13 protein-coding genes are annotated in these 17,382 nt (G+C 44.1%); 7 read left to right on the forward strand and 6 right to left on the reverse strand.

Annotation, left to right across the window (positions count from 1 at the left end; genetic code table 11):
• Window positions 1–116: 116 nt before the first annotated feature.
• Both argE and B3O12_RS15795 read left to right on the forward strand, forming a co-directional pair.
• Complete coding sequence (gene argE, locus B3O12_RS15790; RefSeq protein ID WP_286757005.1) at window positions 117–1,271, forward strand: acetylornithine deacetylase; 1,155 nt, start codon at window positions 117–119, stop codon at window positions 1,269–1,271.
• The gene (locus B3O12_RS15795; protein WP_286757006.1) at window positions 1,268–1,942 is read left to right on the forward strand and encodes a peptidoglycan DD-metalloendopeptidase family protein; all 675 of its coding nucleotides are present in this window, start codon (window positions 1,268–1,270) and stop codon (window positions 1,940–1,942) included. The genes argE and B3O12_RS15795 overlap by 4 nt, the downstream gene beginning before the upstream one ends.
• Here the strand turns inward: B3O12_RS15795 and B3O12_RS15800 are convergent.
• Complete coding sequence (locus B3O12_RS15800) at window positions 1,939–2,316, reverse strand: response regulator (RefSeq protein ID WP_286757007.1); 378 nt, start codon at window positions 2,314–2,316, stop codon at window positions 1,939–1,941. The genes B3O12_RS15795 and B3O12_RS15800 overlap by 4 nt on opposite strands.
• A complete protein-coding gene (locus B3O12_RS15805) occupies window positions 2,313–5,807 on the reverse strand; it encodes a PAS domain-containing protein (RefSeq protein WP_286757008.1) in 3,495 nt (1,164 codons plus the stop codon). The genes B3O12_RS15800 and B3O12_RS15805 overlap by 4 nt, the downstream gene beginning before the upstream one ends.
• Before the next feature lie 579 nt (window positions 5,808–6,386).
• Here B3O12_RS15805 and proC point away from each other — a divergent pair.
• From proC to B3O12_RS15825, 4 genes are all read left to right on the forward strand, one after another.
• Window positions 6,387–7,229, forward strand: a complete 843-nt coding sequence (gene proC / locus B3O12_RS15810; RefSeq protein ID WP_286744993.1) for a pyrroline-5-carboxylate reductase — start codon at window positions 6,387–6,389, stop codon at window positions 7,227–7,229.
• Between the two features lie 3 nt (window positions 7,230–7,232).
• Window positions 7,233–8,012, forward strand: coding sequence for a glutamate 5-kinase (gene proB / locus B3O12_RS15815; RefSeq protein WP_189631090.1), 780 nt, complete (start codon window positions 7,233–7,235; stop codon window positions 8,010–8,012).
• 10 nt (window positions 8,013–8,022) lie between these two features.
• The gene (locus B3O12_RS15820; RefSeq protein ID WP_286757009.1) at window positions 8,023–9,222 is read left to right on the forward strand and encodes a glutamate-5-semialdehyde dehydrogenase; all 1,200 of its coding nucleotides are present in this window, start codon (window positions 8,023–8,025) and stop codon (window positions 9,220–9,222) included.
• 154 nt (window positions 9,223–9,376) lie between these two features.
• Window positions 9,377–10,702 (forward strand): dipeptidase, encoded by a 1,326-nt coding sequence (locus B3O12_RS15825; protein WP_286757010.1) that lies wholly within the window; start codon window positions 9,377–9,379, stop codon window positions 10,700–10,702.
• Window positions 10,703–10,806: 104 nt separating this feature from the next.
• Here B3O12_RS15825 and murB read toward each other — a convergent pair whose 3' ends face one another.
• The 3 genes from murB to B3O12_RS15840 are packed head-to-tail and all read right to left on the reverse strand — an operon-like array spanning window position 10,807 to window position 13,988.
• Window positions 10,807–11,814, reverse strand: a complete 1,008-nt coding sequence (gene murB, locus B3O12_RS15830; RefSeq protein ID WP_286757011.1) for a UDP-N-acetylmuramate dehydrogenase — start codon at window positions 11,812–11,814, stop codon at window positions 10,807–10,809.
• A gap of 6 nt (window positions 11,815–11,820) precedes the next feature.
• Window positions 11,821–12,273 carry a DinB family protein gene (locus B3O12_RS15835; RefSeq protein WP_189631094.1) on the reverse strand — a complete coding sequence of 151 codons (453 nt, stop codon included), beginning with the start codon at window positions 12,271–12,273 and terminating at the stop codon, window positions 11,821–11,823.
• On the reverse strand, window positions 12,270–13,988 hold the full coding sequence (locus tag B3O12_RS15840; protein WP_286757013.1) for a phospho-sugar mutase: 1,719 nt from the start codon (window positions 13,986–13,988) through the stop codon (window positions 12,270–12,272). The genes B3O12_RS15835 and B3O12_RS15840 overlap by 4 nt, the downstream gene beginning before the upstream one ends.
• Window positions 13,989–14,281: 293 nt before the next feature.
• On the opposite strand from B3O12_RS15840, the gene B3O12_RS15845 reads away from it, so the two are divergent.
• Window positions 14,282–14,704, forward strand: a complete 423-nt coding sequence (locus B3O12_RS15845; protein WP_189631096.1) for a hypothetical protein — start codon at window positions 14,282–14,284, stop codon at window positions 14,702–14,704.
• Between the two features lie 232 nt (window positions 14,705–14,936).
• Here B3O12_RS15845 and B3O12_RS15850 read toward each other — a convergent pair whose 3' ends face one another.
• Window positions 14,937–17,252, reverse strand: a complete 2,316-nt coding sequence (locus B3O12_RS15850) for a S9 family peptidase (protein ID WP_189631097.1) — start codon at window positions 17,250–17,252, stop codon at window positions 14,937–14,939.
• Window positions 17,253–17,382: the final 130 nt, after the last annotated feature.

Below are 17,382 nucleotides of genomic sequence, written 5' to 3' on the forward strand. Positions count from 1 at the left end.
ATTACCTTCGCTTTGCGACCGTTTGCAAAACCAAGGATTGTACTAATTTAGGCCACCGATTGACCAGCCAATGGCTGGCCGCATCGACAAACCTTGACTTACCGAACCTTATGCGTATGACCGTTGAAGAAATATTGTCTAAACTGGTGTCTTTTCCTGTCTTAGGAGGAGAAAGTAACCTTTCTATCATTCATTGGATACAGGAATACATAGAAAGCCATGGGGTGAAAACCACGTTGGTGCCGAATCCTGAAGGCACAAAAGCTTCATTACATTGTAGGATTGGGCCCGCAGTAGACGGTGGGGTCATCCTATCCGGTCATACCGATGTGGTTCCTGTAGAAGGTCAGGACTGGACCACAGATCCTTTTACTCTTACCGACAAAGGAGATGGCCTGCTCTATGGAAGAGGCTCATGCGATATGAAAGGGTTTGTAGCCTGTTGTTTGGCCGCCTTGCCCGATATGACCCGGGCCAACCTTACTAAACCAATTTACTTTGCCTTTTCATACGATGAGGAGATTGGCTGCCTTGCCGCTCCCGAATTGGCCCGAGCCATTAAAAGTCACTACACAGAGACTCCTCGTTTTGCCATTATTGGTGAACCAACCATGATGGTGCCAACTGTTGGACAAAAAGGGATTTGTATTTTTCAGACTAAAGTAACCGGTAGCCAAGGACATAGCAGCCGAATAAAACAAGAAGTAAGTGCTATACACGAGGCCATGCGTCTGATTCTCTGGTTAGAGTCTAAAATGGATGGATTAATTACTTCGGGTTCGGTCGATGATCGATTTACACCCAATCATACGTCTATACACATAGGTAATATTTCCGGTGGGTTGGCGCCAAACATCATTGCCCAGGAGTGTGTATTCAACTGGGATGTAAGAACTATTCCTTCGGAAACTCCACAGCAAATATTAAAAGAGTTTGAGGAGTATTGTCGCCAGAGAGAGGCTGAGCTGAAGCAGCGTTTTGCGGGGTTCAGGATTTCTACCACCAACAAACACCCTGCGGTTCCGGGGCTAGATACCCGTTCAAACCAGGCTATTGTAGCTTTGGTAAAAGAACTGGCAGCCAACGAGACCACCGATGCAGTTTCTTATGCGGCCGAGGCAGGGCAGTTTGCCGAAGTTGGTTTTGAAGCAATGATTTGTGGCCCGGGAGATATTGCACAGGCCCATAGGGCCGATGAATTTATAGCCAAAGAGCAGCTTGCACTGGGGGTGGAGTTTATGAATCGGTTAATTAAAAAATTTTCTGAATGAACCTGTCAAAGTTACTTGCTGAAGCCGGTATTTCGGCCGTACAACCCATTCGGTTTGGCTCCGGTGAATTTTGTCAACTGGACTTAAGTAAAAATAACCCTTCATTGGAGCGTATAGATCTGAACGATGAAGAGCAATTTACAGCACAGGTTTTCGGCCAGTTGAAGGCCAATGGAGCCAGAGTGGGTATTGGTGGATATTTGGAAGAACGGGGCTTGTATTCGCGCAGCGAGCTTTTTACTGAAGATGAACCCCGCACCATTCACCTGGGTATCGATTTATGGGCACAGGCCGGCACAGCTGTTTATGCACCTTTTAAGGGTGTTGTTCATTCGTTTGACAACCGCAGGTCTCATGGCGATTACGGTCCGGTAATTATTCTTGAACACGAGGAGGCCAGCCTTACTTTCTATACTTTGTACGGGCATTTGAGTACCATGTCTTTACACGGACTGTATGAGGGTAAGCCCATTAGGAAAGGGGAGCAGTTTGCCAGTCTGGGAGCTTACCACGAGAATTTTCATTGGCCCCCTCATCTTCATTTCCAGTTGATAATGAATATGGAGGGCTTTCATGGCGATTATCCCGGGGTTTGCAAGGCTTCGGAAAAGGACAGGTACTTACAAAATTGTCCCAATCCTGAATTCATAGTCATGGCGGGGTTGCACTAGGTAAAGAGTTCTCCCACGTGTTTCTTTAAAAAGTCTACGGAAAGAGGTTTAATCTCGAAACCGTTTACCTCAGGGTATTTTGCAGCCTTTCGTTCATCTTCGGGGTTTATGGAAGAGGTGAGAATAAATATACGTGTACCATCGTGCCCCTCAATGTTCTGGTAGGCATCCAGAAAGTCCCATCCGCTCATGGTAGGCATGTTAATGTCTAGAAAAATTATATACTGGCCTGGGGCTTCTTTAAGGTAGTCCAGGGCCTGTTTGCCATTGAGAAAAGTCTTGATAGTTAAAGGTACAGAAGTGAATTTTTTAAGAATAATTTCATGCAAAACATTGGTTGGCTGGTCATCATCCACTAATAAAATCTTCCTCATTTTAGCTCAGTAGTTTTGTTCGAAATTTCACCAATAATTTGATCCAATTCTTTGGCCGAGTCTAATATTACCTTTTTTATTTCATCAAAACTAAGCGATTCAACCTCATTCTCATTGAGCAAAGCCACATAACCCATAAGACGGGCCAATGGAGCCCGAACAACGTGCGACTGTATCCAGGCAATTTCACGTAAGCTTTTATTTTGCTCTTCAATTTTTTTCATGCGCAGTTTGGACTCCGTGATGTCCATTACGGAGCCTACCACTCGTATGGGTTTGCCAGTTTTATCGCGCAAAATTGCACAGCGGTCTATAACGTAAGACACTTGGTTGTTCTTATCCAAAATACGGTATTCTTGCTGCCAAACCTCATCGGTGCCTTTCATGGCTTGTTCAAAGCTTTTCCATGAGCTTTCCTTATCGTCAGGGTGTATGCGCTCAAACCATGAGTTCTTCTTGTTGAAATTCTCAGACTCTTGAAGGTAGAAATTAGACTCCCCACCTCGTGTAATGGTACCGCTGTTGGGGTCGTAATCCCATATAATCTGGTTACTGGCGTGTATGGCCAACTGAAAGCGCCTGTTACTTACAGCCAGTTGCTGCTCAAAGTCTTTTCTCTCGGTAATGTCTTGAATAGTGCCCTCCATGTATCGCGTTAGGCCACTAGAGTTTTTAACCACATGTACTTTTTGGTATACCCATCGTAATTGATTGTCGGCCGTAATGATCCGGTGTTCCAACTGAATGTTGTCTTCAGCCTTTATTACGTTTTTCAACCACTCATTCATTAGCTCCAACTCATCGGGGTGAAAGGTAACGTGCAGGTTGTCTACGGTTGGGGTAAAGCTTTCTTTGGAGTACCCGTAAATGCCATATGTTTCTTCAGACCACTCGAAGTGACTGGTGTTAATGTCTTTTCGCCAATAGCCAATGAGCGCGAGTTCCTGGGTGTTTTTGAGTCTCTGGTTGGTGCGTTTTAAATGGCTCTGCACCTGTTTTTGTTCTGTAATATCTTTTCCCACAAAGAGCAATAGATCATCGGCCACACTATACCCCATATTGAGCAATACCCATACAAGGTCGCCAGTTTTGGTGGTCAGCCTTATTTCATAGCCAATCGGATTGGCCTGATCTTTATAGGGTTCAAGTAAAATCTGATCGATTATTTGAGAGTCATCGCTATAAATAAAGTCTCGAATGCTCATGGTACTTACGGACTCCCTGCTGTACCCTAAAACCTGCAGAAAAGTATTGTTGGTTTCTTTTAGCAAACCATCCCGATTAGTAGAAAAGTGCAGGTCGGGGGATATGAGCTGAAACTGGCGGTTTCGCTCTTCGAGCAATCGCTGCTTGAGCAATGGGGCAATGGCCTGGCCCATAGCGGCTATGGTTTCCTTAAGGTTTATGAAGTCGCCTTTGTCATGGCTGGATAAGAACACCAGTACCCCTAAGAATTCTTTGTTGTTGATTATTGGAACACCAAGGGCACCCTTAAGCTTAAAGTCGTTTACTAAATCGGCCCTGACAAACTCTGTTTCAGGTTGGTCGATGCTGTGCCACATAATGGCCTCTTGTTTTTCCCAGACTTTACCCGGTAGTCCTTTGCCTTTAGCAAAGCTGGAAACATTACTCTTTTCGCTGTAGGCCAGTAGCCCCATCGATTCTTTGAGGAAGAACTCAACCCGATTGAGTTTGGGCTCATCGTGCGACTTGAGCCATATTTCACAAATATCGAATCGTGTTTCTTCCACTATGGTGCGCAAGGCAGATTTAAGACTGTCTCTGAGTGGTTCTGCTTGTGAAAAAGTAGCAATAAGCGTATGCAGAACATCTTTTATGCGCTGCTTAAGTATGGATTCACTAATATCTCGCACAGTTCCTACCAACCGAATGGCATGTCCGTTTTTATCGCGTATAATGTGGCCGGAGTCTATAATGGTATAATAGTTTCCATTTTTTCCCCTAAACCGGTATTGCAAAATGCAGCGATCTTTGGTCTGATCTTCCAGAACAGCCTTAAGGCTATCGTACACATAGCCCACATCTTCCGGATGAATATTGGGAAACCAGAATCCTTCTTTATTCCAGTCGGCCTCTTCATAGCCAAACAGGGCTTTTAGGCTTTGCCCGGTACGCTCCACGTGGTTGGAAGCAAGATCCCAGTCGTAAATGTGGTCTCTGGAAGTCATACTGGCCAGGCGGTATCGCTCATTGGCTATTTCCAACTCATGTTCTGTACTTACTTGCCCGGTCACGTCTTTGGCATTGATCACAATTCCCTTTACTGCGGGGTTGTCGATCATATTGGTGAGTTGCATTTCAATGAGGATGGTATGACCATAGGCCGTGGGCACTTGAAAAGGTCTGAGCTGGGCAGAACCTTCATTGAGAGTTTCTTCTATTTTGGATCGAACATAGTCTACCTCAGACTTATCAATTAAATCATAGATGTAGCTTCCCACCAATTGTTTGGCCGGTTTGCCCAGTTTTTTCTCGCAGGTAGGGCTCACATAAGTGTAGCAACCATCGCGATTCATAATGGCCGTGAGGTCGTTGCTTTTTTCAACAATCGATTTGAATTTCTTTTCACTTAAGGCCAGTTCTTCTTTTATCTGCAGATTACAAACGGCTTGGGAGATACTACTTACTACAGTTTCAAAGAATTTTATCTCTTCACTGGTCCATTGCCTGTCTTTTTTGTAGTCATCAAAACAGATGTAGCCACCGGTAGAGTCTTCTTTTTGTACCGGAGCCAGATATAGCGATTTGGTGGTTTCAGGATTTGTGTACAGGTGTTCTTTAAAAACCTCCAGTGCCTCATCGAAGGCTTTGATAACAATTTTTTCGCGAGTCTTTTCTAGTAAGGCTACTGGGATAGTGGGAGCTTTCTCTGGGTTTTCTACCACAAACTCATGGTCTTTCCAGATGGCATATACCTGGCCATGCTTGCTGTTGCTGCTTATTTTAAAATAACAGATGGAATCTATCTCTGCTACCGTAGCCACTAGCTCAAATGTACCTGAAAGGGCCTCATCAATGGTTTCGCAACTCAACAAGTAGGAGTTAACCTCTGAAATAGTGGTAAGAAAAAGCTGTTGCTGCAAGAGCTTATTGTCTTTTTCCCGGTCATCGGTTAGATCAATCACACTCACTAGCTCGCCCGGGCGACCGTCATAGTCTATGGTGTTTCCTTTAATGTGTACGTAGAGTATCCGCCCGTCTTTGGCCTTGTGTCTGTACACTCGCTGTGGGGTTTTTTCGGCTTTGCTTTTGAGTCGATCTATGGCTTTGAGCAGTAACTGAACATCTTCTTTAGGTCTGATGTCCTTCAGTGTCATGCTCAAAAACTCTTCCCGGCTATAGCCATAGAGTCGAATGGCCGAGTCGTTCACATAGAGAAAACGCAGACTTTCAAGGTCATATACCCACATAGGGAAGGGGCTTAGGTCTATGACCTGCTTAAACGATTTAATATCGTTTACTACTTCCATATTTGGGATTTGGTTCATGGGTATAATTATCCAACTTAATAGATGTACAATAAGTTACTCAATAATTCAACTACGTGCAATGGAGGTGAAGAATGTATAACCAGCTATAAACTTATTCTGACGATTGTTAATGAGAATCGGAGGTGACCCGATGTAAAACCAGCATGGTTGAGGCAGGCACTGGTATAGCAATCAATCATTCATTGTACTAAAGCTAGTTAAAAATTGTGGTTTGTTAATACAATACCATTGCATTCTCTCGAAAGATAAGGGTTCTTTGAAAGGCCTGGCTCCATTTCTTAGACTTTGATATTCAATCGTTTTCAGGGTTTTTGAAAAAAATCTGAACTATGCCGCCCTCTTTGTGTTTTATTAGTGTTATGAGCTACGCAGAGAATAGAATACATCCAAAAGATAGTATCGAGTCTCATCCTACAGGCCTGTTTCTGGCCAAATGCTCCTTTAGAAGTTAAGATGCTTTGAAATACTTTCTCTGATCCCGGCATTTTCATGTTCGGGCTGAAAGCTATTGTCAATTCATTTGTCAAACCATCATTCATTTTTAATCACAAATAAATTATGAAAGTACTAGTTATTGGGGCAGGTAATATGGGCCTCACTTACGCCTCGGCTATTGGAAAGTCGGGCTACCTGAAAAAAGAAGACCTAATGGTCTACGATAAGTCTATTGAATTGAGGGAAACCTTAAAGAAGGCTAATGAAAACTTTGAGGTATATGACACCCTGGAAGAAAGTTTGCCTGTGAGTGATATCATTTTTTTGGCTGTCAAGCCTTATCACAACGATGAGCTTATGGCCGAAATGAAGGAAATGATGAACGATCAGCAGTTGGTCATTTCGATAATGGCCGGAGTAACCATAGAAACCATTCAGAAAGGTTTGGGCATTAATAAGGTAGTTAGAGCCATGCCTAACCTTCCGGCTCAGGTAGGAAAGGGCATGACCTCATACCTGGCGGCTCCCGAAATTTCACGCATTGAACTCTGGATGGTTGAAGACTTACTTAACTCCACGGGAAAATCGGTTAGGGTCGATTCACAGATGTTTATTGATGCATCCACGGGTATTTCCGGTAGTGGTCCTGCCTATGTGTTCTATTTTATGGAATCCATGATGGAAGCAGCCAAGAGCATGGGCTTTTCTGATAACGATGCAAAAGTGTTGGTAAGCACCACCTTTGAGGGAGCCATTGAGCTCTTTAACAAAAACAAACTATCGCCCAACGGTTGGATGAAACGAGTGGCCTCTAAAGGAGGAACTACCCAGGCTGCTCTGGATTCTTTAGAAGATAACAATGTAAAAGAGCTGATTCATGATGCGGCTTACGCTGCTTTTAACCGGGCCGTAGAGCTGGGACAAACTAAAGAAGAGAAAGAACAACTTGAAGAAGTAGAAAAATAGGTTTTGGAGAAATCAGAAAAGAAAAGAATAGTAATTAAAGTGGGTACTAACGTACTCACCAATAAAGACAACCGATTAGTAAGACCCATCATTCATCAAATAGTGAAGCAAATTGCGGAGCTGTATGAACAGGATATTCTTTCCGTACTCATCTCTTCGGGTTCGGTGATTTCCGGAAAAGAGGTAGTGGGCAGTTGCAATATAAAAGATAAGGCCACCCGAAGACAGGTATTTTCATCGGTAGGACAGCCCCGCATGATGCGCCAGTACTACGAAACATTCCATGATTACGGCATGAAATGCGCTCAGGTGTTGGCTACCAAACGAGATTTTAACCCGGGAGTATGGAGAGAAAACATGATTAACTGCTACGAGGGGCTACTTTCAGAGGGTATAATACCCATTGCCAATGAAGACGATGCCACCTCAGTTTCGCACTCCATGTTTACCGACAACGATGAGCTGGCCAGTCTGGTAGCAGAATTAATAGGCGCAGATATGCTCATTATTCTGACCGATACCCATGGCCTTTACAATGGCCACCCAGATGATGATGGCACAAAAATAATTAGAGAGGTAAAGGCCGATGAACGCCTGGACCACTACATACGAGAAAGTGGCAAGGGCGAGGCAGAAGGTAGAGGAGGAATGGGCTCCAAACTTAAAATTGCCCAAGGTGCGGCCGCTAAAGACATTACCACCTACATAGCCAATGGAAAGCGTGAACGCGTGATACTGGATATTGTGGAAGGCAAACGGGTAGGTACAAAGTTTACATCATAAAATATTGACAATGAATTTATTAGATACAGATATAAAGAATAAAGTTTTAGATACAGTTATAGAATTGCTCGACCGGCACAGAGCTGAAATCATTCAGGCCAATTCGCTGGACTTGAAAGCCTTTAACAAGGACGATAGAGCCATGTATGATCGGCTGGTGGTCGATAATAATAAAGTGGATGGAATGATAAAAGCCGTAAAAGAGGTGAGGGAGCAGGAAGACCCGGTGGGTAAAACACTATCGGAAGTAGAGCGCGACAATGGACTGAAGATAGTCAATAAAACGGCTCCCTTCGGTACCATTATGATCATCTATGAGTCCAGACCCGATGTTACGGTAGAGGCGGCTGTATTGGCTTTTAAAGCCAATAATAAAATTTTGCTTAAAGGAGGTAAAGAGGCAATTCATACCAACAAAGTGTTGGTAGATCTATGGCACAAAGCCCTTAGGCTCAATGGCCTTTCTGACGAGTATATTCAATTACTCAACCTGAAAAGAGAAGAAACACAGGCCTTTCTCAAGAATCCTACTCAGCCCATAGATCTGATTGTACCTCGCGGTGGTGAGCGGTTGATTCAATTTGTGAAAGACCATGCGGCCTGCCCGGTATTGGTATCGGGGCGAGGCAACAACTTTATTTATGTGGACCATACGGCCGACTGGGAACAATCCATTAAGGTAATACTCAATGCAAAAACCGATAAGATATCGGCCTGCAATGCTTTAGATAAAATATTGATCGACAAGAGATTGCCTGATCTTGAGAAGAAGCTAGTTCATCTGCAAAAGGCATTACATGAATTTGAAGTGGCTTTGCTGGTCGATGAGCAGGTAAAAGAAGTATTGCCCAATGAACAAGTAATAGAAAATGAAGAAACATGGTATGAAGAGTTTTTGGCACTCAAAGCATGCGTAGCGCTTGTGAGTGACGAATTAGAGGCCATAGAGAAAATCAACAAGTACTCTGGTGGCCACTCTTCTGCCATTATGACTAACGATATGGCTAAAGCCAGAGAATTTATGGATAGGGTAGACAGTGGAGCCGTTTACCATAATGCATCCACCCGATTTACAGATGGTGGGCAGATGGGTGTGGGGGCCGAACTGGCCATAAGTACCGACAAGCTTCACCACCGGGGGCCATTAGGCCTCGAACAGTTGGTTACCAACAAATACTATGTATATGGCCAAGGGCAGGTAAGGGTTTAAATACACGCCCCATACATACACTTTTCAGGCAACTATCTCTGTCAACCAGAGGTAGTTGCTTTTCCTTTTTTATGACCATTGAAAGAATTGTATTCTCAGAAAGTCATAATAGTGATTAGATTCAAGGGAGAATTCAACCTAATTTAAAACAAACATGATAAAACGATTTTTAAGCCTGGCTTCGGCTACACTCATTTTTTGGTCGTGTGGTCCCAAAGAAAAGGAAACCACTGATGTGAGCAATATGACAGAAGAAGAGCTAATTAATTATGCCAAAGGTGTTCACGACCGGGTAATTACGCTCGATACGCATGACGACATCAACACCACCAATTTTACAGAAGAAACCAATTACACTCAGCGCCTTTCCACGCAGGTGAACCTGCCAAAAATGGAAGAAGGGGGGCTGGATGTAGCCTGGTTTGTGGTGTATACCGGACAGGGAGAACTTTCTGAGGAGGGATATGCCCGAGCTTATGAAAATGCCGATGACAAATTCAAAGCCATTCACAGACTGTGCGAAGAAATTGCTCCGGATAAAATTGAGCTGGCCTACACCTCTGACGATGTGCGCAGAATTGTAGCCGCAGGAAAAAAAGTAGCCATGATTGGAGTGGAAAATGCCTACCCGCTGGGAATGGAAATAGACAGGGTGAAGGAATTTTACGATAGAGGTGCGCGTTACATGTCGCTCTCTCACAATGGTCATAGCCAGCTGAGCGACTCTAACACGGGCGAAAGAGACTCTGTTTGGTTACATAATGGATTGAGCGATTTTGGTAAACAAGTGGTGGCCGAAATGAACAAGTGGGGCATAATGATCGACCTGTCACACCCTAGCAAAGAGGCCAATATGCAAGCCATGCGATTGAGTAAAGCTCCGGTAATTGCTTCGCACTCTTCGGCCAGAGCTTTGAATGACGTGAGCCGAAACATGGACGATGAGCAACTAATGATGCTGAAAGAGAATGGAGGGGTAATTCAGACCGTGGCGTTTAAGAGCTACGTAAATGCCAAAAAGAACCGCTTGCACAGTGAAAAGATGAATGAAGTGATGGAGCGAATTGCCGGTGAAGAAGGCTTTGAGATCAAATCCAGAAGTGAGCTGAGAGAAATGTCGGCCGAAGATCGGGAATCCTATTACGAGCAGCTCTCTGCCTTTAGAGAGAAGCACGGAGAAACCATTGAGAAAGAAGTTAATGCAGTGGCTCCACCGGTTGATGTAGCCGACTTTGTAGATCATATCGACTATTTGGTGAAAAAGATAGGCCTTGAGCATGTGGGCATAAGCTCCGATTTCGATGGTGGAGGGGGTATTGAAGGTTGGAGCGATGCTTCAGAGACCTTTAATGTGACGCTCGAACTCGTAAGAAGAGGCTATACCGAGGAGCAGATAGCCAAGTTGTGGAGTGGAAATCTGCTAAGAGTATTGGATGAGTGTCAGGCCATAGCCAAGAAAATACAGGCCGGAGAGCTTTAGAATACTAGTGATTGGGTTAGAATACCCTAAGGAGCATTGAGTCCCATAAAAACCCTTCAGTACTACGTGTATTGAAGGGTTTTTTTAGTTTATATAAGCCTATGCTAAATAATATTAACCTCCGGGTGCAGCTCTATACCAAATTTTTGACTTACTGAAGCTTGAATATCAAAAGCCAACTCTTTGATGGCATTTCCATTTCCTCCACCATAGTTTACTAAAACCAGTGGTTGTAGTTTATGCACCCCAATATTGCCAAAAGTCTTTCCTTTCCATCCGGCTTGCTCAATGAGCCAGGCTGCAGGGATTTTCACTTTACCATCCGGCTGATTGTAGCCCGGTACATTGGTGAACTCCGCCTTTAAACCCTCATAATCAATTTTATCTACTGAAGGATTTTTGAAGAAACTGCCTGCATTACCAATTTGTGTGGGGTCGGGGAGTTTACTTTGCCTTATTTTGATAACAGCATCTGAAATAGCCTTTATGCTCAGCTGCGTTACTGCCATTTCATCAAGGGTTTGCTGTATGGCTCCATAGGAAGTGTTGAACTCATGGGCTTTGGTGAGTTTGAAAGTAACTGAGCAGATAATGAAACGGCCTTTAAGTTCCTTTTTAAAGACACTTTCGCGATAGCCGAAAGCACATTCGGCATGGTTAAATCGCCTCAGTTGGCCACTGGCAATCTCCAGGGCTTCTAAATGATCGAATACCTGCTCTATTTCTACACCGTATGCACCAATATTTTGCATGGGAGCTGCCCCCACAGTACCCGGAATAAGCGAAAGGTTTTCAATACCTCCCCAACCGTTTTCAATGGCTTTTAGTACAAACTGATGCCAGTTTTCACCAGCCTGAACTTTTACATAGTAGTGCTCCTCTGTTTCTTCAAGGAGTTCTACACCCCTTAACCCGTTTTTTAAAACCAGTCCCTCAAAATCGCGCGTTAGCAACACATTGCTTCCTCCGCCCAATACGAGAATGGGCATGCCTGCGCTTTGCTCAAGCGCCTGCTGCAATTGGTCAACCGACCGAAAGGTGAAGAAATGGGACGCTTTGGCTTCAATACCAAAGGTGTTGTACGACTTTAGCGATACGTTTTTTTCGAACATGAACGATTACTTATCAAAGAGCCTGCGATGATAATTGAGCTGACCCAAGTGGTAGTTAAGGTGACCATAGAGGTGATAAATAAAACTGAGGGTGCTCATTTCCTTGTTAAAAACATTGACAGGATAAACCTCAGAAAGCTGAGTTTCTTGTATGTTTTCAAGGGTTTCGGTTACAATTTTTCGGGTTTGTTTAATCTGATCTATGATCTCCGATCGCTTTACATCTTTGAGATTAAACTCATCGTCACGCTGTCTAATGTAGCCACTACCACCCAAAATGGCCCCAATAAAATGCCTGAGATTGCCGCAAAGGTGCAGGGCCAAATTACCGCCACTGTTGGCAATGTCGCCTCCAGTCAGCCACAAGTTTTCCTCCTTTTTATATGATTTTACTTCTTTCAGGAGCGTATCTAACTCCCTTTGATAAAGCTCTATTAATGGTTCTATTATAGCACTCATAGTTTTAAATCAGCTTTTATATGCTCTATTTTGGCCTTTAGGCTCTCTTTTACCTGTTGGTAGGCTTCGCTGTTGGCTAAAGGCGCGTTTACACTTATATAAAATTTTATTTTTGGCTCTGTGCCTGATGGCCGGGCCGATACTTTGGAGCCATCCTGAAGCAAAAACTGAAGTACATTAGATTTTGGTAAATCAATTGTCGTCTCATTGCCAGTTATCAGATCTTTGCTTATTGAAGCCTGATAGTCAATGCTTCTGACCACCTGCTGACCCGCCAGTGTTGCGGGAGGGTTGGCCCGGAAATCAGCCATCATTTGCTGAATTTCTTCTGCTCCCTTCATGCCTTTTTTAGTAATGGAAATGAGGTCTTCCAGATAAAATCCATATTCCCGATAGATTTTGGCCAGCAGGTCGAAAACGGAGAGCCCCTGGTCTTTGGCCCATGCACACATTTCGGCTAGCATGGCACATGAAGCAATGGCATCCTTGTCGCGCACAAAGTCGCTGATCATGTAGCCATAACTTTCTTCTCCACCACCAATAAACTCCTTTTTACCTTCCAATTCTCTAATGAGAGCGGCTATAAACTTGAAACCCGTTAAGGTATTGGGGCAATCAACCCCAAAGCCTGTGGCTATCTTATCCAGAAGGTCAGTAGTTACAATGGTTTTTACAATCATTTGCCGGCCATCCAGCTTGCCTCTGTTTTTCCACTGAGTAAGCAGGTAGTAGATGAGTAGGGTGGCGGCCTGATTTCCATTAAGAATCTCAAACTCCCCGCTATCGTTTTTAGCCGCAATTCCCACACGGTCGGCATCGGGGTCGGTGGCCATCACCAGATCGGCATTTATAGCTTTGGCTTTGGCCAGGGCTATGCTCATGGCTTCTCGTTCTTCCGGGTTGGGATATACCACCGTTGGGAAATTACCATCGGGAGTAGCCTGCTCTTCTACCACCGTAACGTTTTTAAAGCCCTTGCGCTCTAACACTTCGGGCACCAGGGTGATGGCAGTGCCGTGAATAGGAGAGAAGACTATTTTGAGTTGGTTCTGTCGCTCAATTGCCTCAGCATTAAGAGTGAGGTTCAAAATTTCATTGATGTAGGCCTCATCAACTGCCCGTCCGATAAGTTCAATCTTGCTATCATCTTTTTCAAACTTTACCTGTTCTACTCCGGAAATAGCCTGAACTTCCTTGATGATGTTCTTATCGTGAGGGGATATTACCTGAGCACCATCTTCCCAATAGGCTTTATAACCATTATATTCTTTGGGGTTGTGCGAAGCAGTTAGTACCACACCACTTTTGCACCCAAGCTTTCTAATCGCATAGGAGAGTTCCGGGGTAGGTCTCAACTCCTCAAACAGGTAGACGTGAATGCCATTGGCCGAAAAAACAGCGGCTGTTGTTTCGGCAAAAAAACGGCTGTTGTTTCGGCTGTCATGAGCAATGGCCACCTTTACCGTTTCATTCGGAAAGCATTTTTTCAGGTAATTGGCCAGGCCTTGAGTGGCCATTCCAACAGTGTATTTATTCATTCGGTTGGAACCTACACCCATTATACCCCTAAGGCCTCCGGTGCCAAATTCAAGGTCTTTGTAAAACGCATCGGCCAGATCGGTATCAGACATGGCTCTTATCGATGCTTTACTGTCTTCATCAATGCCCGAATTGAGCCAGGTATTTATTTTTGCTTGTATTTGTTCGGTGATCATACGTTCAGTTTAAGCGTGGTGCACATCAGAGTTGTTAAGTGAAAAACTCAAATGCATGTGGTTTATTATTACTTGTAAAAATGAGTCTCTGAATACACTTCAAAAATAGATGTCCATTTGGATTGGAAAAAGGAATTGCCGGTGAATATATGACAAGAAGTAATCCTTTGGGTTTTGGGTAGGGCATTTCACTTCATAAAAAATCGGATTAGTGGCCTCCTTTTCCCAGCTTTTCTATTGAGAGTTTGGAAGTTAAAAATGAACTCAACAGCTTTGCACACAAACGATAATTCATGGACGTAGATAAACTGAACAGGGACTTTGCATTGATTGCAGATAAAATCAACGAATTAGACGAGTTGGACTATAACGATGAGCGTTATGATGATCTGGAAGAGGAGCTGCACGACTTGGAAGATGCTTTTATAGAGGAGTTTGGTGCCGATTTGGAAGAGGCCATTGCACTGGTTCACGATGAATTTTGCCCCGATAACGAGGTACTTTTGCCAATTGCCTACTTTGCCAAAAACTATATCAGAAACCAAAAAGACAATCAGGGCCGATATAGCTACGATGTGGAGTATGGAGAGGGTGTTCCGGTTCAGGTAGATGACTTCCCCGATCAGGAGGTACGTTTGGTATTGGTACCCGGACCAACGCGTCTCATTGTTACAGTGGGTAATACGGCCAAGCAGGTGGCCTGGAGAGCAAAGTAATTGAGGTTATAGGCTTTCTTACTTCTCTCGCATGTTGTGACATTTTGCCACCATTGATGTTTTCGCAAATGGTTGTTAAAAGACGCTGTGAGTACACAGTTTATGGCTAGTATACTGGGTCTAACAAAATGCGATCTAAATGAGTAACCCCATAAATTAATCATAAAGACATGAAAAAGCCCGCTCTGAAGTCAGAGCGGGCTTTTTTGTTAGGTTATGCCTTCTGTAACCCTTAGTTATCATCGGGCAGGTCTATGTCTACATTGTTTCGGTAGTCGCCCAAAAGGTGTTCGGCAAAGAAATACCACATCATGTATTCGTAGTAGTCTCTTTTGCTACCGTAACCATGGCGCGAACCCGGAATAGGCATATAATCGAAGCGTTTGCCGGCTTTCATCAGCTCATCGGCTACGCGCAAAGAGTTGCCCGGATGCACGTTATTGTCGCGCGTACCATGGGTTAGCAACAAGTGACCTTTCAGGTTTTTGGCCAATGACTGGTTGGTTTCAATCTTGGCATTCCATGTGGTTTGCGTAGTTTCGTTGCCATCCTTGTCTTTCTTTTTCTTGTCCACACGCTTTACACCATTGTGCGTTTCGCTCCACCATTTGTTATAAATGTTGTTGTCATGATTACCGGCCGAAGAAGCTGCGGCATCATAGAAATCGGGGTAAGTGAGTAAAGCGGCTGTAGACATAAAACCACCACCGGAGTGCCCAAAAATACCTACATGATCCAGGTCTATGAATGAATGACGTTCCGCCAGTTGCTCAAGCGATCGCTTGTCATCTTTGAGGGCGTAGTCACGCAAGTCCTGATAGCCATAAGTATGGTAATACTTATCTCTCATGGGGCTACCGCCACGGTGGCCCATAGAAACTACAATGAAACCTAGCTGAGCCAGTGCGGTGTTGTAGCCGCCTGTAATACTAAAGTCGTTGCCGAACGACTCCGTTTGTGGTCCCGGATATACGTAAGATATGATGGGGTATTTACGAGTTGAATCGAAATCGAAGGGCTTGTACATTACGCCATACAGATCGGTAATGCCATCGTCTGCTTTTACCTTAAAGCGTTCCGGCATTTTAAAGCCTGCCTGATTAAGCAGAGTCATGTCAGCCTCTTCCAGCTTCATTATTATGTTGCCCTCGTTGTCTTTTAAATATGACTGAGGTACCATGTCTACAGCCGAAAAGTTATCTACATAGTACTTGCTCGACTCGCTCATGCTCATAAAATGATTGGCCGGTTCAGTGCTCAATGCTTTAAAGCCAGTTCCATCCAAATTAGCCTTATACATTAGGGCATAGTATGGGTCAACTCCCGGCTCACGACCTCGCGCTTCAAAGTATACCTTTCTACCTACCGTGTCTATTTGTTGTATTCGGCCGGTCACAAAGTATCCGCTGTTAGTGATTTTGTTTTTAAGGGCTCCGGTGTTGCCATCGTACAGATACAATTGTCCCCAACCGTTGCGCTCAGACCACCAGATGAGTTCTTGACCCTCGTTGAGTATAGCCAATTGCTGATAGCTCCAGTTAAAATAAGGGTGGTTTACATCGGTAAAAAGTGTAGTTACCTCTCCCGTAGCCGTATTTACGCGACATACGTCCAGCGTATCAGAGGTTCTGTTCATTCGGGTAAAGAACATCTTGTCGGAGGTTTTACCCGGCAGGTAAGCACTTATAGTTTGGTCGGTGTATTTGTCAATGTCCAGAATGGTTCGGGTGCGTGTGGCCACATCAAAGAGCTCTAACTGCTCCTGAGGCACTTCTTGCTCTCCCGGCATGGCATATTTATAGATCTCAATTTCCGGTCTTGGGTTCTTTAGTTCGTCAATTACAAATAGCTCACCTACCTTGCGGGAGTCAGATCGGTTCACAAACATCTTACTTTCATCTTCGAACCACCGGGCTCTTGCACGACTCTTTTTGTCTTTAGCGGTATCACCCTGATCCCAGGCATAGCTAAACCAACGCTCGCCATCTTCGGTAAGCTGAATTTCAACCGAATCAGGATCATCGGCTTTCATAAGATAGAGGTTATGATTCTTCGCAAAAGAAATCCAGGTACTATCAGGAGAGTAGGTAGCCCAGTTATTACGCTTAGGAGCTTTTTCGGTTGAATCTCCTTTGGTGATGAGCTTGGTGTTAAGATCGAAATGATAGTCGATGCTATCTACCATAAAGGTCAGCGTTCGGTTATCATCTTCCAGTTCAAGCCCTTTCAGATCAAGGTCCAGGTAGTTCCATGGCTTACGGGTCAATTCACTCAGCTGTGCAGCAAAGTCTTTGTTGTTGAACATGAGCGTTTTGGTCTTTTTGGCCGGATCAACCACATAAAAGTTTTTTCCATTGGTGGTTGTGTAGGTATACCAAAACTTATCGCTGTCCTTAAACCACTGCGGGCTTACCCGGGTGCTTTTAAGCATGTTCCGGATGTTGGTCGACTTAAACTTCTCAGCCGCCTTAAAGTTGGCTTTGTGCTGTTGGGCTACAGCACAGAAGCTTAGCAGCACAAGCAGCATAGATAGGTAGAGTTTCTTCATAGTTTGTTTGTATTTGGCCATCAATAATATAGGCTTTATCATTTTATTAAAACATCAATTGAGTTGAGTGGTCAATAATGGTATGAATGGAGCTTTGGTATTGTTAGTGCAGCAAGGCATACTTGCTTAA

Source organism: Roseivirga sp. UBA838 (assembly GCF_002296035.1).
In the GTDB taxonomy this organism is placed as follows: domain Bacteria; phylum Bacteroidota; class Bacteroidia; order Cytophagales; family Cyclobacteriaceae; genus Roseivirga; species Roseivirga thermotolerans.

Bases quoted from the DNA above. Each gene is read 5' to 3' on its own strand.
- argE (WP_286757005.1), top strand. From the start codon at position 117: ATGACCGTTGAAGAAATATTGTCTAAACTGGTGTCTTTTCCTGTCTTA.
- B3O12_RS15795 (WP_286757006.1), top strand. From the start codon at position 1,268: ATGAACCTGTCAAAGTTACTTGCTGAAGCCGGTATTTCGGCCGTACAA.
- B3O12_RS15800 (WP_286757007.1), bottom strand. From the start codon at position 2,316: ATGAGGAAGATTTTATTAGTGGATGATGACCAGCCAACCAATGTTTTG.
- B3O12_RS15805 (WP_286757008.1), bottom strand. From the start codon at position 5,807: ATGGAAGTAGTAAACGATATTAAATCGTTTAAGCAGGTCATAGACCTA.
- proC (WP_286744993.1), top strand. From the start codon at position 6,387: ATGAAAGTACTAGTTATTGGGGCAGGTAATATGGGCCTCACTTACGCC.
- B3O12_RS15820 (WP_286757009.1), top strand. From the start codon at position 8,023: ATGAATTTATTAGATACAGATATAAAGAATAAAGTTTTAGATACAGTT.
- B3O12_RS15825 (WP_286757010.1), top strand. From the start codon at position 9,377: ATGATAAAACGATTTTTAAGCCTGGCTTCGGCTACACTCATTTTTTGG.
- murB (WP_286757011.1), bottom strand. From the start codon at position 11,814: ATGTTCGAAAAAAACGTATCGCTAAAGTCGTACAACACCTTTGGTATT.
- B3O12_RS15835 (WP_189631094.1), bottom strand. From the start codon at position 12,273: ATGAGTGCTATAATAGAACCATTAATAGAGCTTTATCAAAGGGAGTTA.
- B3O12_RS15840 (WP_286757013.1), bottom strand. From the start codon at position 13,988: ATGATCACCGAACAAATACAAGCAAAAATAAATACCTGGCTCAATTCG.
- B3O12_RS15845 (WP_189631096.1), top strand. From the start codon at position 14,282: ATGGACGTAGATAAACTGAACAGGGACTTTGCATTGATTGCAGATAAA.
- B3O12_RS15850 (WP_189631097.1), bottom strand. From the start codon at position 17,252: ATGAAGAAACTCTACCTATCTATGCTGCTTGTGCTGCTAAGCTTCTGT.